Here is a 25484-nt window from a genome sequence, read left to right on the forward strand (position 1 = left end):
ATTTGTTTCAAAAACAAATAAAAAAGATCCCCATAAAGGGGACCTTTTGTGTCCTTAATGAAATTCCACATCTATCCTCTTTTTTTCGTCGGGCTTGTCTTTCGGCATTCTCACTTCAAGCACGCCGTTCCTATAAGAAGCTCTTATTCCTTCACGGCTGACGGGAGCAGGAAGCGCGACTGCCCTGTGAAAACGGCCTGTAAATCGTTCTTTCCGGTGCATGTTTTCCTCTTTTACTTCGCTTGACCTGTTGATGGTTCCGCTGATATGAAGCATATTGTTTTCAACCTCAATATGAACATCTTCTTTGCTTTCAAGGCCCGGGATATCGCAGGAGGCGACGATTTCATTCCCGGCTTCATGCACATCAACCCTGATATCGCCAAAGCCGTGCTCTCCTCCAAAGTTTGCCGGAAAATCGGCAAACACCCGATCAAACTCTCTTCTGATCGTATTCAAATGTTTAAATGGTTCGTAAGGTACTAACGGCATTTTCTTTCCTCCTTCATGTTTTCATAACCTTATGATTTCTTGTACGCTTTGATTTATGCATGCCAATATGAGGTCAAGCTCAGGGAAGAAGAGGCTTTTTAGCGGACATAAAAAGAGCAGTGCTGATATAGACCAAGCACTGCTCTTTTACTGAAATATTATGTTACGTTTCGTTCTCCGATATGAATCGGTGACGTTTTGACAGATGTTACGTTTCTCTCAGCAACTTGCACCGGTGCGGATGTTACGTTTCTCTCTGCGATTTGCACTGGCGCGGACGTTACATTTCTCTCAGCGACTTGCACCGGTGCTGATGTTACATTTCTCTCTGCGATTTGCATTGGCGCGGATGTGACGTTTCTCTCGGCGACCTTCACACCATCTGTTTGCGTCATCAGCGCAGCACTTGCCAAAGAAAGTCCTGCTACTGAAGCAGCGGCGGTTAACAACAGTTTAGATTTCATACGACCAGTCCCCTTTTTTCATTTGTTTTCGAGCACTGAATACCGTTTGATAGAAATAAACAGAGTCGCTCAAGCGCCCAATTTCATTATAGTATTCAGCTGCTTCCAATGCCAAGTCCTCAATATCGGGATACATCTTTTTTGACCCGAGCAGCTGAAATGTCTCCAGCATTGGAGCCCTGCCGTCATCATCAACATACAAAGCTTTTAAAAAATGAAATTTTGAAAGGTAGATCGCATCGTCTGATCGGCGGGCGATGTCAATTCCTTTGTTTAACGCGTCATCCGCCTTTTCCAGCTGCTTCAACTTGAAATATGCAAGTGCAAGACTGAAAAACGCTTTTGGAAGAATATCTGATGACTCTTCTTGATAAATCGCAGCAGCCCTGTTGAAGTACTCGGCTGCCTGATCGAAATCCCCCATCTTATAATAGCAGTTTCCCAAATTGTAATAGGTGTGTCCTTCCAATATGAGCTGGCCTTCTTGCTGTGAAAGCTTCAGCGCCTTTTCAAGATGTGACAGCGCTTTTTCATTCGACTCTAAATCGTCATAGTTCCCTGCGATGACGAACTCGCATTGGATTCTCCGAACCGTGTAGGTTTCATGCGCCTGATAGGTTTCAATCGCTTGAAGCGCATAGTTCATCGACACATGGCTCTGTTTCATATGATAAAACACTTCAGCCATTTTAAAATGAAACTCGGCTCTCTCTATTTCGTCCTCGACGTGCAGCAGCTTTTTTTCGGCGCGCCTGTAAAAAGAGATCGCTTTAATATAATCATGGTTTTTATATTCATACATCCCTCTAAAAAAGTTAAAATAATATTCGAGCAGGCCTGTCAGCTTTCCTTGTTCATCTTCGATATCTTTTAATATTTCAGAAAAGTCAGGCGGGGTTTCGCCTTCTTCCAAAGGTTTTACGTAATCAAGCATGATTCTGTGTCTGAATTCCATTAAGGCGTAATACAATAATAAGTCTTGATCCTCTTCCATTTGAGAAATTTCGCGCTCAATTTCTGCCTTCAGCATTTCGGCGTCCGTGACGTTGAATTTACGTATCGCGTTATACCAGTCATTAATTTTTACGCCGACTGCCGTCGATGGGATTTTTACGCTCACCCCTTACGCCCCTTCCTTTTTTACAGATTGCGTTCTCTATCTAGCTCTTCACTTGAATATATTTTACATAAAGGGTCATTTTTTCACAATTATTTTATTTATTAGCATCGTTATTTCCTATCAGGATGTGGACGAAGAATCGGCCTCAAGTCCTGTTGCACCTGGAAAATAAACACCGTTACAGACAAAAAAACAGCCCGGCTAAGCGGGCTGTTTTTTGCGCTCTCTGATTATGCATCAAATACTTCGACTTTTTCCATGCCTTGTCCCTGCTCCATTGAAGTGACGGCATCAAGGCCTGATGTGACCTTTCCGAAAACGGTGTGAACGCCGTTCAAGTGCGGCTGAGGCTCATGGACGATAAAGAATTGGCTGCCTCCGGTATCTTTTCCTGCGTGAGCCATTGAGAGAGAACCGGCTTCGTGTTTGTGCGGATTCCCTTCTGTCTCGCATTTAATCGTATATCCAGGTCCGCCTGTTCCGGTGCCGTGCGGGCAGCCTCCCTGGCTGACGAAGCCCGGGATGACGCGGTGGAACTTCAGCCCGTCATAGAACCCTTCGTTTGCAAGTTTTTCAAAGTTGGCGACAGTTCCCGGCGCCGCATCCGGATATAGTTCAAACTCGATTTTTTTGCCGTTTGTCAGTTGTATGTATCCTTTTTTAGCCATCTTGATTCTCTCCTTTCATTTCACAAGGGTCATTATATCATATTGAAGAAGCAGAGAGCCAATCGACCGAAATAAACGCCGCTCTTGTATCGTTTTTGTAAAAAATTTTAAAAAAAGGTTGAATCGCCTGTGAAAATCATGAATGATAAAAGAGCGGCGAGATACGATGCCGGGAGGGCATTTGACTTGAAGAGAAAATTCTCTCTTTTTTTCTTTGAAACCTCACTCATCTTTCATCCGTCTATATTTCGGAACGCATTATTTCCGTTCCGGCAGGCTTCTTTAAAAGTACAGCAATTCTGCCTGAAGCCTGCATTTTTAAGGAGGGCATTGAGCTTGAAAAAATCGATACTAGGAATCTTTACAGCATTGTGTCTGCTCATTTTCCCGCAGGTCAGCTTCGCTGACGCCGCAGTGGGTGATGTCATCGTCACGCTGGGGAAAGACTTGTCAAGCCAGGACAGACAAAAAGTATTAAAAGAAATGAATGCGCCTGAAAATGCGACCATCATCGAGGTGACAAATGATGAGGAGCATAAATATTTAGGGGATTATATACCGAAAGCACAAATCGGAACAAGAGCGATTTCTTCTTCTTCAATTACCGTAGCGAAAAAAGGCACCGGTTTGGAAGTTCAGACACACAATATCAGCAGAATTACAGATGAGATGTATTTGAACGCGCTGATGACGGCCGGTGTAAAAGACGCCAAAGTCTATGTCACCGCTCCGTTTGAAGTGTCAGGCACAGCCGCTTTAACCGGATTGATGAAAGCGTATGAAACGACTTCGGGCGAAAAAATTTCCGAAGATGTGAAAAAGGTCGCGAATGAAGAGCTTGTCACCACTTCAGAGCTTGGCGAGAAAATCGGCAGTGAAAACGCGTCAGCGCTGATGGCCAAAGTCAAGGAAGAAATCTCGAAAAACGGAGTTCCCGAGTCAAAAGAGGAATTGGAGAAAACGATTGATTCGGCTGCTTCCGAACTTGGCGTGACACTCACAGAAGATCAGAAAAACTCTCTTATATCTTTATTTAATAACATGAAAAATATTAATATCGACTGGAACCAGGTTGGAGACCAGCTTGACAAAGCAAAGGATAAAATCACGAAATTCTTGGATTCTGAAGAAGGACAAAACTTTCTTCAAAAACTGATCGACTTCTTTGTGTCTCTGTGGAACGCCATCGTTTCCGTATTCACCGGCGGCGGCACCTCAGAGTCCAACGGTTAACACAACCGCCGAAACACCTCCTTTTTCACTTGGAGAGACCCAAATAAATGAGACAAGGAAAAAACACCCCCTGAATCGTATTAATACAATATGATTCTTAGGAGGGTGTTTTTCTATGGGCACAAGAGTACATTACGCAGAAGAAGTAAAATGGGAAGTAATTAAAATGAAACAAGCTGGAATGACAAACAAAGAAATAATGGAACAACTGGGGATAAAAAATAAGACTCAAATTAAAACATGGATGCGATGGTACAAAACAGGCCAAACCTATCGATTTTCGCAACAAGTTGGAAAACAATATTCCTACGGTAAAGAATCGGAGGAAATGAGTGAGCTAGAAGAATTAAAACTAAAGAATAAACAGCTAGAGGCTCAATTGGCAATTATAAAAAAGTACCAGGAGATCGAAAGGAGTTGGAGCCACGAGTCATTGTCCAAGTTGTAGAAGAACTCTCAGCCACTTTTAAAATAATTGATATTCTTGGAGTATTAGGCATACCTAAGTCAACATATTACCGTTGGAAAAAGAAGTATAAAAAAGTTGAGCTAACTTCATTAGAAGAGCTAGTAATCAAGCTGTGTAAGAAAAACTTCTATCACTATGGTCATCGTAAAATTAAATCCATCTTAAACAGAAAGTATGGGATAAATGTAAACCGCAAAACTGTACAAAAAATTATGCAAAAGTTTGAGATTCAGTGTCAAGTTAAGAAGAAGCGACAAAAGTACATTTGTGGTGAGAGTAATATTATTGTGCCGAACACTCTCAATCGTAATTTTAAAGCAAGCCGATTAAATGAAAAATGGGTAACCGACATTACCTACTTACCTTATGGCTCGACTATGTTATATTTATCAACGATTATGGACTTATATAACAACGAAATAGTGGCTTACAAAATAGGTACGAGCCAAGATATTAACCTAGTATTAGACACATTGAGGGAAGCTGTAGAATTACGTAAACCAGTAGGGTTACTTCTTCATAGCGACCAGGGATCTGTCTATACTTCACATGCATATCAGAATTTGGCCAAAGAAAAAGGCATTACCACAAGCATGTCTCGAAAAGGAAACTGCCATGATAATGCCGTCATTGAATCCTTTCACTCCTCGCTAAAGTCGGAAGGATTTAACGCTCAAAGTAGAGCATCTATATCCAATTCTAAAGTAGTACAAATTGTAAATCAATACATGTATCGATATAATCATGTACGAATTCAGGCAAAATTAAACTACCTGTCCCCACTGGAATACAGGGGACAGGCAGCATAGGTGTTTTTTCTAAGTCTCATTTTAACGGGTCAGTTCACACTTGAAGGGGGTGTTTTATTTTTGCAGAGGGGAAATCCCCTCCGTCTTCTTCATAGTTTTCATGAATAAAATCTGTCAGCAGCTTTGTAAATCGGTAAAACGTTTCGTTTTGCGTCGCCGCCCTGTCTTTTAGTGTAAACCGGTCGAATAAAGATTTGCGGAAACCCGTGCTCATTTCAAGCTGAATGCTCAGCCCGGAAAGCGACTTGTTGGCGATGTTATTCGGATGGGTTCCGGCATACTTGTCATCTGTCCCCAGCATTTCAGCGGCAAACCCCGAGCGGTTCAGCTCATCAACCAATATTCTGATTTTAGCGCGGTCTGTGCCGCCTACTTTAATATCGCGGTCTTCACTGTAATAGCCGTGGAGCGACATGACATACTGGTGGCTTGCAGTAATTGCGAGCGCCGCTGGCTCGTCAAAACGCGTGCTTGTAATGTGAAGGTCCGTATTGCCTGATGATTTCAGCCCTTCAAACAAGTACAGGGAATAGTTTTTGGACACTTCATTGGCGATTTCGCTCGTTCCGGGTTCGATGCCGCCTCCATGGATGGCCATGATGAGCATCGGCACTCTTGCGTTCTTCTCCGTAATTCGGTAAGAAGCTGGATCTTCATTCCGCTCCAATTCTTCAAAGCTTGAATATTGATCGCCGGACTGTGTTGCGCCATGGGCCGCAGCAGAATATGGGAATGAGATCACAGCCGAAATCAATAAAATATTCACAAAAATGTTTATTGCTGTAAAACGATTTACTGTGTTACAATCAACACATTGCTTCAGGCACTGGAGCAATCGGTGGAGTAGGGATACTTTGGCCGGTTTCATCTACTCCGCCTCTAAATCCAACAAATCAGCAAATCTCATCCTTTTCACCCTGGTCATTGCCTTTATCATCTCCTTTGTAAATTTTTTGTTAAATTCACAATATTATATACAATTAGCCCGGTCGCTGTTCTATGCATGTCATGATCTTTTTAACAAAAAACACCTCCCGATCACCGGGAAGTGTTTTTCGTGCTTGAATTAAAAATGGAGACCCCCCTCTTAGGGAATCTCCATTTTTTTATTGTTTGACTTTCGATTTCAGCGGCAGATCCAGCTTGACGATATCCTCATACGTCTCTCTCTGAATGACGAGCTGCGCTTCCCCGTCCTCGACAAAGACGACGGCCGGGCGCGGAATGCGGTTGTAGTTGTTGGCCATGCTGTAGCCGTACGCACCGGTGCAGAAAACGGCGAGCACATCTCCGTCGCGAACTTCGGGGATTTCCAAATCCCAAATCAGCATATCTCCGCTTTCGCAGCATTTTCCTGCGATTGATGCGGTATCATGACAAGCATCGTTCATCCTGTTGGCGACGGCTGCTTCATATTTTGCCTCATAAAGCGCCGGCCTGATATTATCGCTCATGCCGCCGTCGATGGCTACATATTTGCGAATGCCCGGCACCTCTTTTTGAGAACCGATCGTGTACAGCGTAGTCCCCGCATCACCGACGAGAGACCGGCCTGGTTCGATCCAAATCTCAGGGATGTCAAAGCCGAAATGCTCGGCATTTGCTTTGACCGCCTCGATGATTTTTTCAACATAAACATCAGCTGCAAGCGGCTCGTCGTCTTTTGTATAGCGGATGCCGAAGCCCCCGCCAAGATTGAGCACTTCCGGAATGAAAGAGTAAGTCTCCCGCCATTCCGCAAGCTTCTCGAAAATCTTGTCTGCTGCAAGGACAAATCCTGCCGTATCAAAAATTTGCGAACCGATGTGGCAGTGCACGCCGAGGAGCTTAAACGCAGACGAGCGGAGGACTTGTTCGATGGCTTGTTCGACCTGTCCATTATGCAGATCAAAACCGAATTTGGAATCTTCCTGCCCCGTCGTAATATAATCGTGCGTGTGCGCTTCAACTCCCGGAGTGATTCTGAGCAAAACGTCTACAGTTTGTCCTGATCGCTTGCAAAGATCTTCTGTAATGGCGATCTCGTGAAAGTTATCGAGCACGATGCAGCCGATTTGATGCTCCAGCGCCATGGCTAGTTCTTCAGGGCTCTTATTGTTTCCGTGAAAATGAATCCGCTCAGCTGGGAACCCTGCTTTGATCGCAGTGAAAAGCTCTCCTCCCGATACCACATCCAGAGACAGCCCCTCTTGTTCGGCAAGCTGAATCATGGCAACCGATGAAAACGCCTTGCTTGCATACGCTACCTGCGCTTTTAAACCGGCTTCCTTGAATGCCTTCTGGAATTTTCGGGCGCGCTCTCTAATCAGCGCGACATCGTATACATAAAGAGGTGTTCCGTATCTTTCTGCCAATGATAGAACATCGACACCGCCGATTTCGAGGTGCCCTCTTTCATTTTGTCTGCTAGTACCGTGTAAAAACAATTGTCATTCCCTCTTTCTCTATCGACAAAGGTGCAAGGGGCGCTCCGGTTGCTGCCCGATGCATCTTCCGGCTTCATGATAGTGCGATTCTTATGTTGTATTATAACATTTCGTTTTAAAAACTAAACCACCATTTGTCCAAATTTTCTTGATTTATAAAGGAAATGATTCCCTAAACAACTAATCCATTCTATTGATTATAGAATAACAGAAAACAGCGCTTGATAGAAATAGGCATACACAACGTCCATTCAATAAAAAAAGAGCCGAAAAGCTGAGATTTTCGCCCATACAAATAGGCATTTACCTGAATATAATCTTAAAGATGAAAACCAAAAAACGAAGTGGGAAAGAGGTTATCATATGTATCCAAATCGTTATCCCTACACCCCCGCTCCCGGCTATGCACCTGAAGATGTATACGCCCCTTATCAGCCGGCTGCGCATTATGAACAGAGAATTTATGAGCCTTATGAAGGGCAGATTATTACAGCTCCGGCGAATACGAGATTTTGGCGGAGAGGAACTGAGGTTTTCCTTCATTCGTCAACGATTGACCCGTACGGCCGCGAAATGCTGTATGTCGTCTATCCGATCAGAAGACAGAACAACATCTGCAGCCTCCGGGCAGTCGCGATCTCTGCCAATGAATACAGAGGCATCGGTACTCAAAGACCGGAATTCGATTATTGAAAAAGAGGCTTTTCCCCGGGGAAAAGCCTCTTCGAATGCCGGCTTCACGGCTGTCTGGAGCGGTTTCTCGGATGAACGATGCTCGGCCTGACTTTTCCCCCTGGAACGGACGTGCGCACGAGAACATGCCAAAACGCTTTTCCATTGAACGGGAGGAGAGGCCATAAGTAAGGCGTTCGCAATGACCTGATCGAAGTCATCACTATAGTTAAGATCGTTAATCCGATGACAAATCCCTCCACTTTAAAAAGCGCCACCAATATCAGCATAAACAGCTTCACCATTTTATTCGCCAGGCTCAGCTCGTAGCTTGGTGTCGTGTAGGCTCCGATTGCCGAGAGGGAAACGTATAAAATGACTTCGGGAGAAAACAAGCCGACATTGATCGCGATATCGCCGATCAATACAGCGGCGATCAGGCCCATTGCAGTCGAAAGCGCCGTCGGCGTATGAATGGCGGCCATTCTTAAAAATTCGACGCCGAGATCCGCCAGGAAAATCTGCATGATAATCGGAATATGGGTGTCTTTATTCAACCCGATAAACGATAAATTATCAGGCAAGAGCGACGGATGAATGACAAACAGCAGCCAAAGCGGCAGCAAAAAGGTGGAGGCCAAAATACCGAAAAACCGCACCCACCTTAAAAACGTCCCAACAGCCGGCGTCTGTCTGTATTCCTCAGCATGCTGAACATGGTGAAACAAAGTGGTCGGTGTGATGATGACGCTTGGCGACGTATCGACGATCACGATGACATGCCCCTCTAAAATATGGCTTGCGGCTACGTCTGCCCTTTCCGTAAACCTGACAAGCGGAAACGGATTGTAGCCTTGGCCGACCAGGAATTCCTCTACCGATTTATCCGACATCGGCAGCCCGTCGATCTTCACATCTTCAATTTCTTTTTTTAATACTTCAACAAGATCGGGATCTGCAACGTCTTCCAAATAGCAGAGGCAGATGTCTGTTTTAGAGCGTTCACCGATATGAAGCATTTTGTAGCGCAAGCGCTCATCTCTGATCCGGCGTCTAATCAGGGCTGTGTTGACGATGATGTTCTCGACGAGTCCGTCCCTTGCACCGCGTACGACTTTTTCTGTATCAGGTTCTTCCGGCGTTCTGCCCGGGTAGCTTCTGACATCGATGATAAAAGCAAAGCCCGCATCTTCGACGATGATGGCAACCAGTCCTGACAACACTTGGTCGACAGCTTCATCAAGCGTTTCCGCTTTTGAAACCTGCTGGTTCAAAAGCCTGTTTTCGACGATGTCTTCGACCTCGCCCGATTCTTTTTCTTTATCATTCAGATGCACCAGTTCTCTTAACAGGTGAATGATGTATTGTGTGTCGCACAATCCGTTGACATAATAAAGCTGAACTTCATGTCCGAGAATAAAGACCTTCCGTACGCCAAGGTCAAAGCTTTCTCCCATGCCGACCCGCTTCTTGAAATACGCTTCATTCTTAGAAGGATCAAGGAATACGTTCGTCTTCTCTTGCTTTTGAGCACTCATGATACCCGCTCCTTTCTAAAATGAGCTCGACCGCTTTCATTGTAATCGGCGAACCTTTTTCCACATCGTCTTTTCTGTTCATCTTACCGATATCACCGATTCCGACAATGATCGGAACATCCAGCTGGTCAAGGCAATAGACTGTATCACCATTCATTCGTTTGACATCGAACTCTTTGACCCCGTGTTTATCGACGCCGTACTCTGTCAGTTCGCCTTCTGCATCGATTGATACATCGACTCTCGTCCACTCTGCATAATGAGTTTTTGAAGCGACGGCGATGACTCCGAGCACCTCGATATCGGGATGCATCGCTACATATTTCATAGCTGTCTCTCCCGGGCCTTCACCTTGAAGTCCGGAATCATCAAACATGACGAATACAGGATCATGAGGGGTTTGCAGGATCATGGTTACAAGCTCCGGTCCTGTTTTAACGCTCGGATTCCCCGCCGATTGGGAAATGCAGCGGCCACCCGTTTTTCTTGCTGCATATTCGATTGCTTTTGCAGCGTATATATCGCCGTCTGTGACCAAAATGACCTTGCGTTTTGCTGGCATTTTCCTTTATCCTTTCGGTTTAAAAATCACGGCAACAAGAAAAGCGAACAAGATAGCGGCAGATATACCGGCAGATGTCAGTTCAAATATCCCCATGCCGATTCCGATAAAGCCATGTTTCTCAGCCTGGTGCATCGCGCCGTGCAAAAGAGAGTGGCCGAAGCTGACAATCGGGACTGTAGCCCCGGCACCGGCAAATTCGATAAAACGGTCGTAAATGCCGAATCCGTCAAGGATCGCTCCAGATACGACAAAAGTTGACATGACATGAGCCGGCGTCATTTTGAAGATATCAAGCAAGAGCTGTCCGATGACGCAAATCAGCCCGCCTGCAATAAAAGCAATGACATACTCCATCTTAAGCGTTCCCCCTTTCGGCCCGTTCAAATACGACGCCATGGGCAATGCATGGTATCGATTCTTTTTGCTGGATGATCGTCGGGCTTAAAAGGGCGCCTGTCGCGACAACAAGCACTCTGTTCAGCCTTCCCGCTTCAATTTCTTTGAAAATATGGGCAAAGGTGACGACCGCGGAACAAGCGCATCCGCTTCCACCTGCAAAAACTTGCTGGTCAGGCGTATAGATCATCAGCCCGCAGTCATTATGTTTTGTCCCGACATTGATTCCTTCCTCTTTTAACAGATCCTTCAAAATCGGGCTGCCGACGCCTGAAAGGTCGCCGGTTAAGATCAGATCGTAATCATCAGGGGTGCGTCCCAGATCCTCCAAATGCTGCTTGATCGTATCCGCAGCAGCGGGTGCCATCGCCGACCCCATATCTTGCGAATCGGTAATCCCCAAGTCGATAACCCTTCCGACAGTTGCGCTTGTAATTTTAATTCCGCCGGGCTGCTGGCTGAGGACGACCGCTCCGCTTCCGGTCACTGTCGAAGTCGCGGTTCCCGGTTTTTGCCCCCCGTATTCCGTCGGGTAGCGGAACTGCCTTTCTGCCGTAGCATTATGGCTGCTGGTTGCCGCTAGGGCGCGCTTTGCGAAACCCCCGTCAATCAACGCCGAACTGATCGCGATCGATTCCATTGATGTCGAGCATGCTCCAAATAAGCAGAGAAAAGGAATTTTCAAATGCCGCGCCACATAGTTGGCTGTCACGTTTTGGTTGAGCAGATCGCCAGCCAAAAAGATATCGATGTCTTCCTTTTTAAGATTTTGTTTTGATAACGCGGACTGAACCGCATCCTCCATCAGCTTGCGCTCTGCCATTTCCCAGTTTTTCTGGTTGCAGTGCATTTCATCATAGCTTTTGTCAAATAAGTGTCCAAGAGGACCTTCTTTTTCTTTGGGACCGACCGCTGTTCCGCTTGAGTTAACAAACAGCGGGTTCTCGAATTCCCATGTTTGTTTTCCTGTTAATTTCATGATGTTTTCCTCCTAAAACAGCTTGTCAAAGGCAAAGCGGATCATCCCCACAATATAAGCGGCCACAACACCGAACACGATGACGTTTCCCGCAAGCTTGAACATGTTTGTCCCTACGCCGAGGACGTAGCCTTCGCTTTTATGCTCCAGCGCTGCGCTCGTCATACTGTTGGCAAACCCTGTAACCGGAACGGCAGAACCAGCGCCGGCAAACTGTCCGATTCTGTCGTAGACGCCAAGGCCTGTTAACAGAGCGGAGATCAGGATCAGCGTGGCAACCGTCGGGTTCCCGGCCGTTTTTTCATCAAAATGGAACACAGCCATATAAAAATTCTGGAAAGCCTGGCCGATCGTACAAATCAGACCACCGACGAGAAATGCCTTGATACAGTTCAGGACATAAGGCGGTGAAGGCTGATACGCTTTAACTTTCGATTGATAATTATCTTTCAAACTTGACATCATAATCCTCCTTTTATGACAAATGAACAAAAATGAGCCATTGGAACATCGATCCGAGAATCTTGCCGAAAACAATGGCCATTAAAAGTATCAAAATCCGGTCTCCCATCCCGATGCGTTTCGCCAGTATCGGCAGCACGTTCAAGACTTCTGTTAGCGCCGCTGCAAGCATTCCAATGAAAACGCCCGCAAAAAGGCCGATCGGAACAAGCAGCCATTTGGATAAAAAAAAGCGGGACATGTTCAGCGATTCCCATCCTCCGAAAACCGCGCCTAAAATGACAGCCCATTCATACGCCTGGATAAATCCTTTTGTTTTCGTCAGCTGAGTCAGCCTCGGGATAATGCCAAGCACGGTAAGAAAAGCGACAAAGCCGGATCCAACAGCAACCCCTCCTGCGAGTCCGAGAAAGATGATAAATATCACGCTAATGATCATGAATATCCTTTGTCGTTTCTTTGTTTTCGTGCATGGCCACATAATGGTCCAAATCAAGCTGATATTTAAACATCTCGACCTCCAGGGGGCTGGGCTCCTCGTTAAACCGTTTTTTAAATAAATGATTAAAAAACAAGATCATGCCGAGGCCAAGACCGATGCTGTACGGAACCTGCAAAAGGTATGGATAGCGGTTCACCTTGCCCGTCACCATTTCGTAAAGCAGGATGTGCACTTCCCTCATGCTGACATCTTCATGAAAGTTCATGACGGCAAGGCCGGCACCGACGAACAAGAGCAGCCAGACGGCGATGAAAAGCACGGGCGACAGATCCCTTTTCGGATATTGGATCTCCACGATGGTTTCAGAACCGCCGACGGTTTGGACATCAAGGTCAGGAAACGATTTATGTACAGCTTCAATCACCTTCATCACGTCCAGCACCACCATGCTTTGATCCGCTTTGCTGACCTGATAAATAGGCAGCCGTTCAAGCTTTTCTTTGTATCCGCGGTCACCCGCTACCTGTGCGATATGGCCGAGCAAAATCAATTCATCCGGATCTGCCTCAAGCCGGTGGCGGAGTCTGATAAAAACTTGACGTTCCATCTGGGTCACTTCCTATATGATGGTTATAGTTGTAGTATGAAGTACATCCCATTTATCATTCAGAAAGGCGCAAAAGACCATAAATTACCACACAAAAAAACCGGAACGCTCCCAAGAGCGTCCGGTTTTTCATCGGACATCCGAGGCTGCCTGCAACATGAGCAGCCTCAGCTTTCAAAATGGTCCATCTGGTTTTTGATTTGCTTTAAAATCTTTTTCTCAAGCCTCGAGACTTGCACCTGGGATATGCCGAGGCGGTCGGCAACTTCAGATTGCGTCTTGTCTTTGTAATACCTTAAATAAACAATCAGCTTTTCCCGTTCATCCAAATCCTTGATGGCTTCCTTCAAAGCGATTTTATCGAACCACTTCTCTTCCGACTGATCGGCGATTTGGTCCAGAAGTGTAATCGGGTCCCCGTCGTTTTCGTAAACCGTTTCATGAATGGACGAGGGAGAGCGGACCGCTTCCTGGGCCATCACGACCTCTTCTGAACTGATTTCGAGATAATCGGCGATTTCCTGAACGGTCGGAATCCGGCCGTTTGACTTGGAAAGCTCGTCTTTCGCCCGCCGGATTTTGTTGCCGAGTTCTTTCAGCGAGCGGCTCACTTTGACGGTTCCGTCATCTCTGATAAACCGCTGAATCTCGCCGATAATCATCGGAACGGCGTAGGTGGAAAACCGAACGTCATAGGAAAGATCGAATTTGTCCACCGACTTCAAGAGGCCGATGCAGCCGATTTGAAAGAGGTCGTCAGGCTCATAGCCTCTGTTCAAAAAACGCTGAACGACAGACCAAACAAGACGCATGTTTTTTTCTATGAGGAGGTCCCTTGCTTTTTGATCGCCGTTCTGGCTGTTTTTAATCAGTTCTTTCACTTCATGGTCTTTAAGCTGAGTGTTCTGGTTTTCTTTTTTAACCTCCACATCCATAACAAATCTCCCTTAATTGCAAAGCGCTTTGCTTTTTGATAAGTGCTTTGTTAAGTGTATTGTGGTTCCCATCTCAGGTGAGGAGTCGATCGAAATATCATCCATGAAATTTTCCATGATCGTAAAGCCCATTCCCGACCGCTCGAGTTCAGGCTTTGTCGTGAACAGGGGCTGGCGCGCTTCTTCAAGATTAGGGATGCCGACTCCTTCGTCGCGGATCGTTAAATAGACAATATGGTCCTCGAGAGTGACGGAAATATATACGTTTCCCTGCCCTGAGTTTTCATAACCGTGAATGATCGCGTTTGTGACCGCTTCGGATACGACCGTTTTAATTTCGGTCAGTTCATCCATCGTCGGGTCAAGCTGAGCGATAAAAGCAGCGACTGTCACCCGTGCAAACGATTCATTTTGGCTGAGCGCTGTAAACTGAATGTTCATTTCATTTTTCATGACGCCACCCCCAACGTTTCAAGTGCACGCTGCTCTGATTGCTCAAGGCGAATGATTTTAAACAGCCCGGACATATCAAATAAACGTTTGACAGCAGGGGAAATGGCGCAGACGATCATTTCTCCGCCGAGCTGCTTAATCTCCTTATATCTGCCGAGCACGACGCCAAGCCCTGAACTGTCCATAAACGAAAGGTCTGCAAGATTCATGACAATATGGCGAATGTCGGTTTGTTCCAGATGGTCACTGACTTGTTTTCTCAAGGTTTCTGCTGTATGGTGATCGAGTTCACCTGTCAACCGAATGCATAATACGGATTCTTTGACGTGAATATCGATTCCGAGGCTCATCCTCATTCCTCCTTGGTTTAAATCGGATAATGAGTGTTTCGCTTCAGACTTTATAAATTCCTTCACCGTGACAAAACTAGTGACCGTTCGGCATTATTCACTCCACTTCGTCCAGTGGGTCATCGTCCGCTTGAACATCGTCCACATCCCCGCTTTGTCCATATCTTTTTCAGCGACAAGAGGACTTTCAGCGAGCACCTTTCCATCCTTTTTCAAAACGAGCGTCCCAAGCTCTGTGCCTTTTTTGACAGGGGCCTGGATATCTTCTTTCTGTTTGATTTCTTTTTTAACAGATTCGATATTTTCGCCTTTTTTCGTCAAAAGGGAAATCGGTTCTGATGTGACAAGGTTTATTTTTTGCTCACGGCCTTTATTGACCTTCAAATCGGAAATGATTTCGTTACGTTTATACATCGGATGCGTTTCATATTGGCTGAACGCAAAATCAAGCATTTTTGTGATTTGGGCATTTCGTTCTTTCGGCGTGCTGGCTCCAAAAACGACAGCGATGACGCGCATGTTTCCTTTTTTCGCTGAAGCTGTCAGACAGTACTTTGCTTCATTTGTAAAGCCGGTCTTGACTCCATCAACTCCTGGATAAAATTTGATGAGGCGGTTTGTGTTGACGAGCCAGAATTTTTTATCAGTGTTTTCTCTCAGATAGTCTTCATACGTTCCCGTAAATTTCGTGATGTTTTCATATTTTAAAAGCTCTTTCGCCATGAGCGCCATGTCATAGGCTGTGCTGTAATGGCCTTCTTCAGGCAGACCTGTCGTATTTTGAAAAGACGTATCCTTGAGGCCGAGCTCAGCAGCTTTTTCATTCATTCTTTTGACGAATTCCTCTTCAGACCCCGCAATATGCTCTGCCATTGCAACAGAGGCATCATTACCCGATCCGATGGCGATCCCTTTCAGCATATCTTCAACCGTCATTTCTTCACCGGGCTCTAGAAAAATTTGCGAACCCCCCATTGAAGCGGCATACTCGCTTGTTCTGACTTTGTCTTTCATTTTGATTTTGCCTTCATCAAGGGCCTCCATGATCAGCAGCATGGTCATCACCTTTGTCATGCTGGCCGGAGGAAGCTTTTCACGGCTGTTCTTGTCATACATCACCTTACCGGTATCCCGCTCGATTAAAACGGCAGATTTTGCGTCATCAGCAAGCTCCGACGGTTTCTTTGCGCTCTCTTTTGCAAGCGCCGACGGCGCAGTCATCAGGATTATCGTAAAAATCAGCAATTTGGATAAATGACGTTTCATCACCCAGACCTCCATTTCGTAATCCTCTCTATTTTTTCCAATCCGGTTGGATTTATACGGATCGGTTGGAAAAAATTTCTCAACGACCAAAAAGAAAGAGCCAATGCAGGCTCTCATTTGAACTTGCACTGGCTCATATTTCAACTTCGCTGTAGTTTTAGCCGATTTTGGCGACTGCCGCTTTAACAAACCGCAAGAAGTCGGCTTTTACTTTTTCGGTGACTTCGATCACTTCATCATGGGAGAGCGGCTGATCGAGGATTCCGGCTGCCGCGTTTGATATACACGAAATGCCGAGCACGCGAAGGCCCGCATGTTTTGCCACGATGACTTCCGGAACCGTCGACATGCCGACGGCATCCGATCCGATCGTTCTGAGGAACCGCACTTCGGCAGGCGTTTCGTATGTAGGTCCTGTAACGGCTGTGTAAACCCCTTCTTGTACGCTGATGTTCAATTCTTCGGCTGTTTTTTTCGCCAAGAGGCGCAGTTCCTTATCATATGCGGACGACATATCCGGGAATCTGACGCCGAGCGAGGAATCGTTTGGACCGATCAGCGGGTTCGTTCCCATATAATTGATATGATCGGATATGATCATCAAATCGCCGGGACGGAACGATTCATTGACGCCGCCTGCGGCATTGGTCACGATTAAAGTCTCGATCCCCAGCTCTTTCATGACACGGACAGGGAAGGTTACCTTGTCCATGGAATACCCTTCGTAAAAATGAAAACGCCCTTGCATCGCGACGACTTGCACATTTTCAAGTCTGCCGATGACAAGCTGTCCGGCATGCCCTTCAACAGTGGAAACAGGAAAGTCCGGGATGTCTTCATATTTAATGCGGACGGCGTCTTCTATCTCATCGGCAAGCACGCCAAGGCCGGATCCCAATATCAGGCCGACCGCAGGTTTGATTTCCGTTTTGCTTTTAATATAGTCTGCGGCATTTGCAATCATCTGTTTCACGTCGTTTCCTCCTATTTCAGCAGGGATAAAAAGCTTTTTCCGTACTTTGGCATATTCGTTTTAAAGTTGTCGGCGATCGTTGCGCCGATGTCCGCGAATGTATCTGCGAGCGGAAGCGCCCCAGGCTTTTCGTGTTTTTTGCTGTATACAAGAAGCGGAACGTACTCCCTTGTATGATCAGTGCCATGGTGAACCGGATCATTGCCGTGGTCGGCGGTAATGATGAGCAGATCATCTTCGCGCATCTTTTCAAATACTTCAGGAAGGCGCGCGTCGAACTCTTCGAGCGCTTTTCCGTATCCTTCCGGATCGCGGCGGTGTCCGAACAGCGCATCAAAGTCCACGAGGTTTACAAAGCTGATCCCAGTAAAACCTTTGTCAAGCGTTTGCACCAGCTTGTCCATCCCGTCCATATTCGATTTCGTTCTGAGCGATTCCGTAATGCCCTCGCCGTCGTAGATATCGGAGATTTTGCCGATCGCAATCACATCAAAGCTGTCATCTTTCAATTCATTCATCACGGTTCTGTCAAACGGCTTCAGCGCATAATCATGGCGGTTCGGCGTCCGTTTAAATTCGCCCGGCTTGCCGACAAACGGCCTCGCAATAACGCGTCCGACCATATATTTCTCGTCAAGCGTCAGCTCGCGCGCGATCTCGCAGATCTTGTACAATTCCTCGAGAGGCACGACTTCTTCGTGTGCGGCAATCTGCAGAACGGAGTCTGCTGAGGTGTAGACGATCAGCGCGCCGGTTTCCATATGCTCCGCACCGAGTTCATCCAAAATCGCAGTGCCTGATGCAGGCTTGTTTCCAATCACTTTTCTTCCGGATTTCTGTTCAAGTTCGTGGATCAATTCGTCCGGAAAACCTTCGGGAAACACCCGGAAAGGTTTGTCTATGTAAAGTCCCATAATCTCCCAATGGCCAGTCATCGTATCTTTTCCGTTTGAGGCTTCTTTCATTTTGCCGTAATAGGCAAGCGGCTTTTCCGCCTTTTCGACGCCTTTGATTTCACGGATGTTGCTGAGCCCGAGCTTTGCCATGTTCGGCAGGCTGATGCCTCCCATGTGTTCGGCAATGTGGCCCAATGTATCTGCGCCTTTGTCATTAAATTTTTCGGCATCAGGCGCCTCGCCGATTCCAACGGAATCCATTACTATTAAAAATACGCGGTTATAATCAAATGCAGGCATTTGTCGGCCTCCTTTTTTTCTTTCTGTCAGCTATAGGCTGTCACGCTTGGCATAAAAAAACCAAAATACCGCTATTAGCCAAGTATAAACCGTTTACACAACAGTTGACAATACGAACGGAAATAGTGAGAAACTTCCCGCAATTTGCTACTCCCTCAACATGAAAAACCGTGCTACCGCCTGTCCTTTCAGGCTATGCACGGGGATGGTATTGCCTATACACATCTTTCAGCCTTGTTTTCGTCACGTGCGTATAAATTTGCGTCGTCGAAATGTCGGCGTGTCCGAGCATTTCCTGAACGGCCCGGAGATCGGCTCCGTTTTCGAGCAAGTGTGTGGCGAATGAGTGCCTCAGCGTGTGCGGCGTCAGCTCTTTATTAATTCCCGCTTCCAAAGCGATTTTCTTTAAATTTTTCCAAAACCCCTGGCGGCTCATTTGTCTGCCGTGGTGATTCAGAAACAGGGCGTCTTCGGTATTTTTTTTCAAAAGCTTGCCCCTCGCTTTTGACAGATATTCGCCGACCGCATGTGACGCCGCTTCGCCGAGCGGAACGATCCGCTCCTTTCTTCCTTTCCCGAAGCAGCGGATAAAGCCCATCGATAAATGGACATCGGACAGCTTTAATGCGATCATCTCGCTGACGCGGATTCCTGTCGCATACAATAACTCCAGCATTGCTTTATCGCGGTAGCCGAACGGCCCCGTCAGCTTCGGCGTATCCAAAAGCGTTTCGACTTCCTGTAATGACAGCACCTTCGGAAGGGTCCGTTCCGTTTTTTGCGATTCAATATGGACGGACGGGTCCTGGGCCGTCACTTTTTCCCTCAGCAGAAACTGGTGAAAGCTGCGGATGGAAGCGAGATGCCTCGCGACCGTCTTTCCGGATTTTCCGGCGTCTTTTAAATGCTTCAAAAACTGGATGATGTGCAGCCTTGTCACCTGGTCAAAAGAGCTCAGCTGCTCCTGCTCCTCTAAATAGGCGGCGTAGCTGTTCAAATCCCGTTCATAGCTCACAACCGTGTTGTGGGAAAGCCCCCGTTCAACAACGGCGTAGTGGATAAAGTCTTTAATATGAACTTTCACGCTATCCTACTCCCCGTTCAAATAAAAAAAGATTAACCGGTTAAACCAGCTGCCCTGCTCGTCCTCTTCCATCGAGGCGACCTTGAGGGCTGCTCCTTCAGGTTTATCATACCGATGATAGTTTTCATACTCTGAATTTATCCATATCATAGCATAATAAAACAAGACGGTAAAACCGGTAAACAGCACAAACACCTTGATCATATCGGCGGCCGTTTTCAGCATTTTCATACGGTTTCAGGTCCCTTCTTTTGATTCGATTACTAAAACTTATGCCAAATGAGACAAGTTTTATACGTCTGAATCAAAAAAGAACCCGCTCATGGCTGAAAGGGTTCTCTCCGGTTTAGGCTATTCCGATTCCTTTTGCTGACAGTCATGACAGATGCCGTGGAACGTCAGCCTGTGGTCTTTTATTTTAAATTTCCAATCCTTTTCAATGATTTCTTCCACGTCTTCAAGCAAATCTTCTTCAATTTCAACAACCGAACCGCATTCCATACAAACCAGGTGGTGATGGAAATGGGCGGCACCTTCTTTGCGGAGGTCATATCTTGACACACCGTCGCCAAAATTGATTTTATCCACTACTTTTAATTCAGTTAACAGTTCAAGAGTCCGATATACTGTCGCAAGACCAATCTCAGGAGATTTCTCTTTTACGAGGAGGTATACATCTTCTGCGCTTAAATGGTCTTCCTCATTCTCTAGCAGCACCCTTACAGTAGCCTCGCGCTGAGGGGTGAGTTTATAGCTGGAAGAATGCAGTTGCTTTTTAATCCGATCAATACGTGTTTCCATTGACTTTCCCTCCTACGCCGCATTACCTAGCTTATTATAACAAAACAAGCGCAGAGAGCCAACTATAATCATTATAAATTGAGAAACAAAATGAATATTTTTTAATAATCATTATAAATTAATGCTGTTTCGGCAAGACGTACTCTGTCAGCTTTTCCATCAACACTGGCGAAAGGTATGCTTCAAAGAAAGAGGATATAAGAGACATTGCGAGAATCAGGACGAGTACAAAAGCGTAGCGGCCAAACCAATGGACAGGTGCTTCTGCAAGGCTGCGTTTAACAAAAAGCTGGCGGATGAGCCTCATCGAAAAGGCGATGGCGCAGGTGCCCATGATCAAGTACGCCGGGATCAGCAGAATATTTTGCGGGAGCACGGAGACAAAAGACAGGAAAAAGCCGTTGATTCCCATTTGATTGACCAAAAAGCCGACTGTAAATCCGACGACGATCCCTTTTAAGAAGACCATGATAAAAATGACGGGCAGACCGATGATGGATATCCCGAGAATCCACATTAAGCCTAAATATTTCATATTATGAAGAAAGCTCTGCAAAAACATTTCCTTTGAGCTGGCTGCTTTTCCTTCGGAAAGCTGTCCAAAAAATTGATTCAAATAGTAGAACAAATCTTCTTTTTGACCGATCGTCATGCTGTTGACGATGACCGCGCCGAAAATCACACCCATTAAGAACAGCACAGAAACAAATAAATAGATCGACAGATGGTCCTTCATATGTTGAAAGATGAGCTCTTTGATTGTGGGCTTCCGCATGTATCTTCCTCCCAGACGTGCTTTTGATTTTAATAGATTGTATGAGAGAAAAGAGAGCCGCATGACTTTTTTTAAAAAAAGACGGGCGCCCGTAAAAGGCGCCCCGTCTAAAGTTATGATTCCTTCCTGTTTTCCGCGGAATGCTCCCTGTCCGTATTCACAGTCTTGTTGGCAGCCATCACAAACGGCAGATAAATCATCGTTGAAATGGCGAGGCAGAGAAAGCCGACGCCGAGCGCAAGCCAGTTTCCTCCGGTCCCGAGAAACGGAATCAACGGCCCTGGCGTTGTCCACGGAACAGCGTATGCGATCGGCGGAATCAGCTGAAACTTGATGAACAAATAGCCGATGACAGTATTGACTGCCGGAACGATAATAAAGGGAATCATGAAGATTGGATTGAGCACGACCGGAAGTCCGAAAATGACAGGTTCATTGATATTAAATATTCCCGGCCCGATCGAAAGCTTGCCGATATCTTTATAATCCCGCCGCTTTGAAGCGATGAATATCGCGATCAAAAGCCCCAGCGTCATGCCTGATCCCCCGTAGTTCGCAAAGGCGTCATTCAGCGCCCATGTTTCAGGAAACGGAGCGTTCCATGCAGAGCCTGTTTTAGCGGCAAAACCGAGGTTTTCAAGGTTTGCTTCTGCAAAAATCGTTTCTCTGATCGCCGCAATCGTATTCGGACCGTGAATGCCGAACAGCCATAAAAAGTTGGCGACGATTCCAAGAAAAACAACGGTGAAAATATTCGTTCCCATCTCTCTCAACGGCGCCTGCAGCACAGTATACACCAATTCATGCAGACCGTTTTTCGACAGGGACATCAGCGCAAAGCTTAATATCGCAAAACCAATCGTAATGAAGATGATCGGAAACAGCACTTTAAATGTCCGGGCGACCGCAGGCGGCACCTGCGGAGGCATATGAATTTGCAGTCGCTTGGCATTTGATAGCCTGCTGAACACTTCACCGACGATGATTCCGATGATTAAGGCGACGAACAGTCCTTGGGCGCCGAGCCATTTCGTCGTTAAAAAGCTCTCGTTTTCGATCAGGCGGTACGGTGAATAAATGATAAAATAACAGGATACAGCCGTTAATCCGGCAAGCAGTTCATCCGCTTTCATTGAGATGGCTAAATTGCGGGCGACGAGAAACACGACAAATATGGACATAATATCGAGCGACCCCCGCAGTACGGGCGTAAAGACCGACTGGTAATCAGCCAAGTTCGGAAATATCTTTTCAAGAAATAAAATTTTGGCGATAAACCCGTCCGGAGATAAAATGGCAAAATTCAATAAAATGATAATCGATCCTGCCATAATAATCGGAAATGATAGAATAAAAGCATCTCTGATCGCACATATATGGCGCTGTGAATTCAATTTTGCAGCAACGGGAACCAAAAACCGCTCCACGTTCCGCTCAAACTTCTCCATAAACCCGCTCATCCCTATCTCCCCTCCTTTTTTATTTCATCAGCTGCAGCGCTTTTTGCAGCACAGCTTCGCCGTTCATGGTGCCGTAGTCTCGCATGTCGATCACCTGGACCGGCGTGTCTCCTGCGCTCGCCTCAACCTGTGACTTTTGGTACCTGACTTGCGGCCCCAACAATACGACGTCCGCGCTTGACGCGGCAGTCCCCGCTTCGGATACAGGCAGAGCAATGATGTCGACCTCTTCGTTCAGCGCCTCTGCATGCTTTTTCATTCTGCTGACAAGCAGGCTCGTTGACATGCCGGCCGCACAAACCAATAAAATTTTCTTCATTATCAATTGACCCCCTTTGGATTCATCTTTTCCTCCGCCGCAAAGAAAACGCTTTCATTATGATGCGGAGAAACATTTCAACCTGGTCTTTTATCCTATGATCGAGATAGACAACTGTTTCATAAAAATCAATATTTTTATAGCTGTTTCAAACGGCTCGTTTAGTCAACCTCAACAAACGCCTTGAAACATTTGTTTAGTTTATCTAATGAATTTTTCAGGATAATGAGTTATATTTTTCCTTAAAAAATCCGGAGGGATTACATGAAACCTGTCCATCAAGAAAAAATTCAAACAGACCTCACGCTCTCAAACAGCGACTTGCAGCCTCTGAAGCCGGAGGAACGCACATGGAAAGCGGTTAATTTCGCATCGATCTGGATGGGCTGCATCCATAACATCCCGACTTATGCAACGGTTGGCGGACTGATTGCGATCGGACTTTCTCCGTGGCAAGTGCTTGGGATTATCGCCGTCGCTTCGATTGTTCTCTACGCGGCCCTCGCGTTGAATGGACATGCCGGCGCAAAATACGGCGTGCCTTTTCCAGTATTAATTAGGTCTTCTTTCGGGATCTACGGGGCTAATATACCGGCGCTCCTCAGAGGTTTCGTAGCGATTATGTGGTTCGGCATTCAAGCGTTTGCGGGAAGCACGGCGATCAACATCCTGATCTTAAACGTATGGAGCGGCTGGAAAGACATCGGCGGCGACTGGAACTTATTTGGTTTGCATTTACCGGGTCTTTTGTCATTTGTTTTCTTTTGGGGGATTCATCTTCTCGTCCTCCATCACGGAATGGAGTCGATTAGAAGGTTTGAAGTCTGGGCCGGCCCGCTCGTTTATCTCGTCTTTGGCGGGATGGTGTGGTGGGCGGTCGATATTGCAGGGGGGCTCGGTCCGATTTATTCGCAGCCGGGAAAATTTCAGACATTCAGCGAATTAATTTGGCCATTTCTTGCCGGTGTGACGGGGATTATCGGCATTTGGGCGACGCTCATTTTGAACATTCCCGATTTTACGAGGTTTGCAGCCTCCCAAAAAGAACAAATCAGAGGACAGTTTTACGGTTTGCCGGGCACATTCGTTCTGCAAGCATCACCGTCACCTCCGGCTCACAGGCTGCCTTCGGGGAGCCGATTTGGGACGTGGTCGATATTCTCGCCCATTTTGACAATCCGTACGTGATCGCTCTTTCGGTCATTACGCTTTGCATCGCCGCCATTTCGGTAAACGTTGCGGCAAATATTGTCTCGCCTGCCTATGATCTGGCCAATTTTTTGCCGAAATACATCGATTTCAAGCGAGGCAGCTATTTGACAGCAGTTTTGGCCCTGTTCACTTTTCCATGGAAGCTGATGGAGAATGAAGCGAGTGTGTTTTCGTTTCTCGGCACGATCGGCGGAATATTGGGCCCGGTCGCAGGCGTTATGCTCGCCGATTATTTCATCATCCGGAAGCGCACCCTCTGCCTCGAAGATCTCTATTCCGCAAAAGGACAGTATATGTATTATAAAGGCTATAATTACAGGGCTTTTGCTGCGGTAGCTCTCGGAGCGCTTATATCTCTCATCGGCTCTTACATCCCCGCCATGAAGCCGCTTTATGACATCTCCTGGTTTTCGGGCGTGCTGATCGCTGCCTTCGCCTATATCTTTTTAATGCGCATCCATCCGCCGGCTGCCATTTCAAATGAAACGGCTCAATACGAAGGCGGCGGAAGAAAAATAAGCGGGTAATATCGAAAAAGGATTTTTCGCTAGTGAAAAATGCCTTTTCTTCTTACCTCTTTTTTTCAAAGGCAGCTTATGATAGACTCATATTATCAAAAATTTTCCACTGGTCGATGGAGAGCAATGATGCAAACGGGCGCCGAGTTCGACGGACAGGCCTTTTGGATCACGTCGCCTGCGGTGGCAACATTTCATGAAAAACACCTGCGGGAGGAATACTTTATGAATCCGATACTGCTCGATTTTCCGGACAGCTTCGAAACAGAGCGCCTGCTGATCAGAGCACCGCGCGCCGGTGACGGCAAGGCAGTATATGATGCTATTGCAGCTTCGTTTTCAGAACTAAAGCCGTGGATGCCGTTTGCAAGGGAGATCCCCGAGGAAGAGCGTGTAGAAATCAACGTCAGGCGGGCACAGGCCGATTTTATTTTGCGCAACGATTTGCGGATGCATATTTTCCATAAAGAAACGGGAAAATTCGTCGGCAGCACCGGTCTTCACCGCATGGACTGGAAAGCGAAACGGTTTGAAATCGGCTATTGGCGCAGTTCCGAATTTTCCGGACAAGGGTACATGACAGAAGCGCTTAACGGTCTCATTGATTTCGCGAGAAGACACGTCAGAGCCAAGCGGCTTGAGATATGTTGTGACAGCATGAACACGAAAAGCAGAAAAATGGCGGAGCGCCTCGGTTTCGAGCTTGAAGCCGTTTTACAAAGCGATGACCTTTCGAACGATTTGAGCGAATATCGGGACACATGCATTTATTCGCGCATCTTCTAAAAAAAGAACCCTTA

Annotated in this window: 29 protein-coding genes and 1 pseudogene; 5 read left to right on the forward strand and 25 right to left on the reverse strand. The window is 46.4% G+C overall.

The features are described 5' to 3' along the window. Window positions 1-54 precede the first annotated feature (54 nt). From TRNA_RS33775 to TRNA_RS33790, 4 genes are all read right to left on the reverse strand, one after another. Complete coding sequence (locus tag TRNA_RS33775; RefSeq protein ID WP_011198085.1) at window positions 55-492, reverse strand: Hsp20/alpha crystallin family protein; 438 nt, start codon at window positions 490-492, stop codon at window positions 55-57. A 158-nt stretch (window positions 493-650) separates the two neighbouring features. Beyond that, window positions 651-956, reverse strand: coding sequence for a hypothetical protein (locus tag TRNA_RS33780; protein ID WP_003183128.1), 306 nt, complete (start codon window positions 954-956; stop codon window positions 651-653). Beyond that, window positions 946-2076, reverse strand: a complete 1131-nt coding sequence (locus TRNA_RS33785; RefSeq protein WP_009327959.1) for a Rap family tetratricopeptide repeat protein — start codon at window positions 2074-2076, stop codon at window positions 946-948. Before TRNA_RS33785 ends, TRNA_RS33780 begins: the two co-directional genes overlap by 11 nt. 230 nt (window positions 2077-2306) lie before the next feature. After that, window positions 2307-2744, reverse strand: a complete 438-nt coding sequence (locus TRNA_RS33790) for a peptidylprolyl isomerase (protein WP_003183133.1) — start codon at window positions 2742-2744, stop codon at window positions 2307-2309. 129 nt (window positions 2745-2873) lie between these two features. On the opposite strand from TRNA_RS33790, the gene TRNA_RS33795 reads away from it, so the two are divergent. Together TRNA_RS33795 and TRNA_RS33805 are read left to right on the forward strand one after the other, a co-directional pair. Beyond that, window positions 2874-3977 carry a DUF1002 domain-containing protein gene (locus tag TRNA_RS33795; protein ID WP_003183136.1) on the forward strand — a complete coding sequence of 368 codons (1104 nt, stop codon included), beginning with the start codon at window positions 2874-2876 and terminating at the stop codon, window positions 3975-3977. Between the two features lie 115 nt (window positions 3978-4092). Continuing rightward, a protein-coding gene (locus TRNA_RS33805; RefSeq protein WP_085959889.1) for an IS3 family transposase occupies window positions 4093-5255 on the forward strand; the annotation gives its coding sequence in 2 pieces (ribosomal slippage) (window positions 4093-4369 and window positions 4369-5255; 1164 coding nt in all). 34 nt (window positions 5256-5289) lie between these two features. Here TRNA_RS33805 and TRNA_RS33810 read toward each other — a convergent pair. Both TRNA_RS33810 and lysA read right to left on the reverse strand, forming a co-directional pair. After that, window positions 5290-6123, reverse strand: coding sequence for a poly-gamma-glutamate hydrolase family protein (locus TRNA_RS33810; protein ID WP_011198087.1), 834 nt, complete (start codon window positions 6121-6123; stop codon window positions 5290-5292). A 238-nt stretch (window positions 6124-6361) separates the two neighbouring features. Continuing rightward, window positions 6362-7681, reverse strand: a complete 1320-nt coding sequence (gene lysA / locus TRNA_RS33815) for a diaminopimelate decarboxylase (protein WP_003183141.1) — start codon at window positions 7679-7681, stop codon at window positions 6362-6364. A 363-nt stretch (window positions 7682-8044) separates the two neighbouring features. Here lysA and TRNA_RS33820 point away from each other — a divergent pair, with 363 nt between their 5' ends. After that, on the forward strand, window positions 8045-8374 hold the full coding sequence (locus tag TRNA_RS33820) for a hypothetical protein (RefSeq protein ID WP_003183143.1): 330 nt from the start codon (window positions 8045-8047) through the stop codon (window positions 8372-8374). Between the two features lie 44 nt (window positions 8375-8418). Here TRNA_RS33820 and TRNA_RS33825 read toward each other — a convergent pair whose 3' ends face one another. From TRNA_RS33825 to TRNA_RS33915, 19 genes are all read right to left on the reverse strand, one after another. Then, window positions 8419-9891, reverse strand: coding sequence for a spore germination protein (locus TRNA_RS33825; protein ID WP_003183145.1), 1473 nt, complete (start codon window positions 9889-9891; stop codon window positions 8419-8421). Beyond that, complete coding sequence (locus tag TRNA_RS33830) at window positions 9851-10453, reverse strand: stage V sporulation protein AE (protein ID WP_003183148.1); 603 nt, start codon at window positions 10451-10453, stop codon at window positions 9851-9853. Before TRNA_RS33830 ends, TRNA_RS33825 begins: the two co-directional genes overlap by 41 nt. Before the next feature lie 6 nt (window positions 10454-10459). Continuing rightward, window positions 10460-10810: a stage V sporulation protein AE gene (spoVAE, locus tag TRNA_RS33835; protein ID WP_003183151.1), complete on the reverse strand. Its 351-nt coding sequence runs from the start codon at window positions 10808-10810 to the stop codon at window positions 10460-10462. A gap of 1 nt (window position 10811) precedes the next feature. Next, on the reverse strand, window positions 10812-11831 hold the full coding sequence (gene spoVAD / locus TRNA_RS33840; protein WP_009327956.1) for a stage V sporulation protein AD: 1020 nt from the start codon (window positions 11829-11831) through the stop codon (window positions 10812-10814). A 12-nt stretch (window positions 11832-11843) separates the two neighbouring features. After that, a complete protein-coding gene (gene spoVAC, locus TRNA_RS33845; protein WP_003183155.1) occupies window positions 11844-12293 on the reverse strand; it encodes a stage V sporulation protein AC in 450 nt (149 codons plus the stop codon). A gap of 13 nt (window positions 12294-12306) precedes the next feature. Beyond that, entirely contained in the window at window positions 12307-12732 is a 426-nt protein-coding gene (locus tag TRNA_RS33850) for a stage V sporulation protein AB (RefSeq protein WP_003183156.1), read from the reverse strand. After that, complete coding sequence (locus tag TRNA_RS33855) at window positions 12722-13342, reverse strand: stage V sporulation protein AA (protein ID WP_009327955.1); 621 nt, start codon at window positions 13340-13342, stop codon at window positions 12722-12724. Before TRNA_RS33855 ends, TRNA_RS33850 begins: the two co-directional genes overlap by 11 nt. 167 nt (window positions 13343-13509) lie before the next feature. Continuing rightward, complete coding sequence (gene sigF, locus TRNA_RS33860) at window positions 13510-14277, reverse strand: RNA polymerase sporulation sigma factor SigF (protein WP_003183162.1); 768 nt, start codon at window positions 14275-14277, stop codon at window positions 13510-13512. Window positions 14278-14289: 12 nt separating this feature from the next. Next, window positions 14290-14730, reverse strand: coding sequence for an anti-sigma F factor (gene spoIIAB / locus TRNA_RS33865; RefSeq protein WP_009327954.1), 441 nt, complete (start codon window positions 14728-14730; stop codon window positions 14290-14292). Beyond that, window positions 14727-15080: an anti-sigma F factor antagonist gene (gene spoIIAA / locus TRNA_RS33870; protein ID WP_003183167.1), complete on the reverse strand. Its 354-nt coding sequence runs from the start codon at window positions 15078-15080 to the stop codon at window positions 14727-14729. Before spoIIAA ends, spoIIAB begins: the two co-directional genes overlap by 4 nt. 93 nt (window positions 15081-15173) lie before the next feature. Further along, a complete protein-coding gene (locus TRNA_RS33875) occupies window positions 15174-16346 on the reverse strand; it encodes a D-alanyl-D-alanine carboxypeptidase family protein (protein ID WP_011198088.1) in 1173 nt (390 codons plus the stop codon). A gap of 157 nt (window positions 16347-16503) precedes the next feature. Then, entirely contained in the window at window positions 16504-17310 is an 807-nt protein-coding gene (locus TRNA_RS33880) for a purine-nucleoside phosphorylase (RefSeq protein WP_035316189.1), read from the reverse strand. 20 nt (window positions 17311-17330) lie between these two features. Next, window positions 17331-18515: a phosphopentomutase gene (deoB, locus tag TRNA_RS33885; protein ID WP_003183173.1), complete on the reverse strand. Its 1185-nt coding sequence runs from the start codon at window positions 18513-18515 to the stop codon at window positions 17331-17333. 193 nt (window positions 18516-18708) lie between these two features. Next, window positions 18709-19599, reverse strand: a complete 891-nt coding sequence (gene xerD / locus TRNA_RS33890; RefSeq protein ID WP_009327952.1) for a site-specific tyrosine recombinase XerD — start codon at window positions 19597-19599, stop codon at window positions 18709-18711. Between the two features lie 6 nt (window positions 19600-19605). Continuing rightward, window positions 19606-19830, reverse strand: a complete 225-nt coding sequence (locus TRNA_RS33895; protein ID WP_003183175.1) for a YqzK family protein — start codon at window positions 19828-19830, stop codon at window positions 19606-19608. Window positions 19831-19950: 120 nt separating this feature from the next. Next, complete coding sequence (gene fur, locus TRNA_RS33900) at window positions 19951-20400, reverse strand: ferric iron uptake transcriptional regulator (protein WP_003183178.1); 450 nt, start codon at window positions 20398-20400, stop codon at window positions 19951-19953. Window positions 20401-20518: 118 nt separating this feature from the next. Next, on the reverse strand, window positions 20519-21175 hold the full coding sequence (gene spoIIM / locus TRNA_RS33905) for a stage II sporulation protein M (protein WP_003183180.1): 657 nt from the start codon (window positions 21173-21175) through the stop codon (window positions 20519-20521). A gap of 113 nt (window positions 21176-21288) precedes the next feature. Beyond that, entirely contained in the window at window positions 21289-22635 is a 1347-nt protein-coding gene (locus TRNA_RS33910; protein ID WP_003183182.1) for a PTS sugar transporter subunit IIC, read from the reverse strand. 19 nt (window positions 22636-22654) lie between these two features. Then, complete coding sequence (locus TRNA_RS33915) at window positions 22655-22954, reverse strand: PTS sugar transporter subunit IIB (protein ID WP_003183185.1); 300 nt, start codon at window positions 22952-22954, stop codon at window positions 22655-22657. A 381-nt stretch (window positions 22955-23335) separates the two neighbouring features. Here TRNA_RS33915 and TRNA_RS43330 point away from each other — a divergent pair. Then, window positions 23336-24693 (forward strand): annotated as a pseudogene (locus TRNA_RS43330) (NCS1 family nucleobase:cation symporter-1). A 120-nt stretch (window positions 24694-24813) separates the two neighbouring features. Continuing rightward, the gene (locus TRNA_RS33930) at window positions 24814-25470 is read left to right on the forward strand and encodes a GNAT family N-acetyltransferase (protein ID WP_016885960.1); all 657 of its coding nucleotides are present in this window, start codon (window positions 24814-24816) and stop codon (window positions 25468-25470) included. The last annotated feature ends 14 nt before the right edge of the window (window positions 25471-25484 follow it).

The sequence above is a fragment of the Bacillus licheniformis DSM 13 = ATCC 14580 genome (assembly GCF_000011645.1).
In the GTDB taxonomy this organism is placed as follows: Bacteria; Bacillota; Bacilli; order Bacillales; family Bacillaceae; genus Bacillus; species Bacillus licheniformis.

Bases quoted from the DNA above. Each gene is read 5' to 3' on its own strand.
- spoVAE (WP_003183151.1), bottom strand. From the start codon at position 10,810: ATGGAGTATGTCATTGCTTTTATTGCAGGCGGGCTGATTTGCGTCATC.
- TRNA_RS33810 (WP_011198087.1), bottom strand. From the start codon at position 6,123: ATGAAACCGGCCAAAGTATCCCTACTCCACCGATTGCTCCAGTGCCTG.
- spoIIM (WP_003183180.1), bottom strand. From the start codon at position 21,175: ATGCGGAAGCCCACAATCAAAGAGCTCATCTTTCAACATATGAAGGAC.
- TRNA_RS33915 (WP_003183185.1), bottom strand. From the start codon at position 22,954: ATGAAGAAAATTTTATTGGTTTGTGCGGCCGGCATGTCAACGAGCCTG.
- sigF (WP_003183162.1), bottom strand. From the start codon at position 14,277: ATGGATGTGGAGGTTAAAAAAGAAAACCAGAACACTCAGCTTAAAGAC.
- TRNA_RS33875 (WP_011198088.1), bottom strand. From the start codon at position 16,346: ATGAAACGTCATTTATCCAAATTGCTGATTTTTACGATAATCCTGATG.
- spoVAD (WP_009327956.1), bottom strand. From the start codon at position 11,831: ATGAAATTAACAGGAAAACAAACATGGGAATTCGAGAACCCGCTGTTT.
- TRNA_RS33825 (WP_003183145.1), bottom strand. From the start codon at position 9,891: ATGAGTGCTCAAAAGCAAGAGAAGACGAACGTATTCCTTGATCCTTCT.
- TRNA_RS33780 (WP_003183128.1), bottom strand. From the start codon at position 956: ATGAAATCTAAACTGTTGTTAACCGCCGCTGCTTCAGTAGCAGGACTT.
- TRNA_RS33895 (WP_003183175.1), bottom strand. From the start codon at position 19,830: ATGAAAATGCTGAAAACGGCCGCCGATATGATCAAGGTGTTTGTGCTG.
- deoB (WP_003183173.1), bottom strand. From the start codon at position 18,515: ATGCCTGCATTTGATTATAACCGCGTATTTTTAATAGTAATGGATTCC.
- TRNA_RS33820 (WP_003183143.1), top strand. From the start codon at position 8,045: ATGTATCCAAATCGTTATCCCTACACCCCCGCTCCCGGCTATGCACCT.
- spoIIAA (WP_003183167.1), bottom strand. From the start codon at position 15,080: ATGAGCCTCGGAATCGATATTCACGTCAAAGAATCCGTATTATGCATT.
- spoIIAB (WP_009327954.1), bottom strand. From the start codon at position 14,730: ATGAAAAATGAAATGAACATTCAGTTTACAGCGCTCAGCCAAAATGAA.
- TRNA_RS33830 (WP_003183148.1), bottom strand. From the start codon at position 10,453: ATGCCAGCAAAACGCAAGGTCATTTTGGTCACAGACGGCGATATATAC.
- TRNA_RS33880 (WP_035316189.1), bottom strand. From the start codon at position 17,310: ATGATTGCAAATGCCGCAGACTATATTAAAAGCAAAACGGAAATCAAA.
- TRNA_RS33850 (WP_003183156.1), bottom strand. From the start codon at position 12,732: ATGATCATTAGCGTGATATTTATCATCTTTCTCGGACTCGCAGGAGGG.
- TRNA_RS33910 (WP_003183182.1), bottom strand. From the start codon at position 22,635: ATGAGCGGGTTTATGGAGAAGTTTGAGCGGAACGTGGAGCGGTTTTTG.
- TRNA_RS33855 (WP_009327955.1), bottom strand. From the start codon at position 13,342: ATGGAACGTCAAGTTTTTATCAGACTCCGCCACCGGCTTGAGGCAGAT.
- TRNA_RS33775 (WP_011198085.1), bottom strand. From the start codon at position 492: ATGCCGTTAGTACCTTACGAACCATTTAAACATTTGAATACGATCAGA.
- spoVAC (WP_003183155.1), bottom strand. From the start codon at position 12,293: ATGTCAAGTTTGAAAGATAATTATCAATCGAAAGTTAAAGCGTATCAG.
- fur (WP_003183178.1), bottom strand. From the start codon at position 20,400: ATGGAAACACGTATTGATCGGATTAAAAAGCAACTGCATTCTTCCAGC.
- TRNA_RS33930 (WP_016885960.1), top strand. From the start codon at position 24,814: ATGCAAACGGGCGCCGAGTTCGACGGACAGGCCTTTTGGATCACGTCG.
- TRNA_RS33790 (WP_003183133.1), bottom strand. From the start codon at position 2,744: ATGGCTAAAAAAGGATACATACAACTGACAAACGGCAAAAAAATCGAG.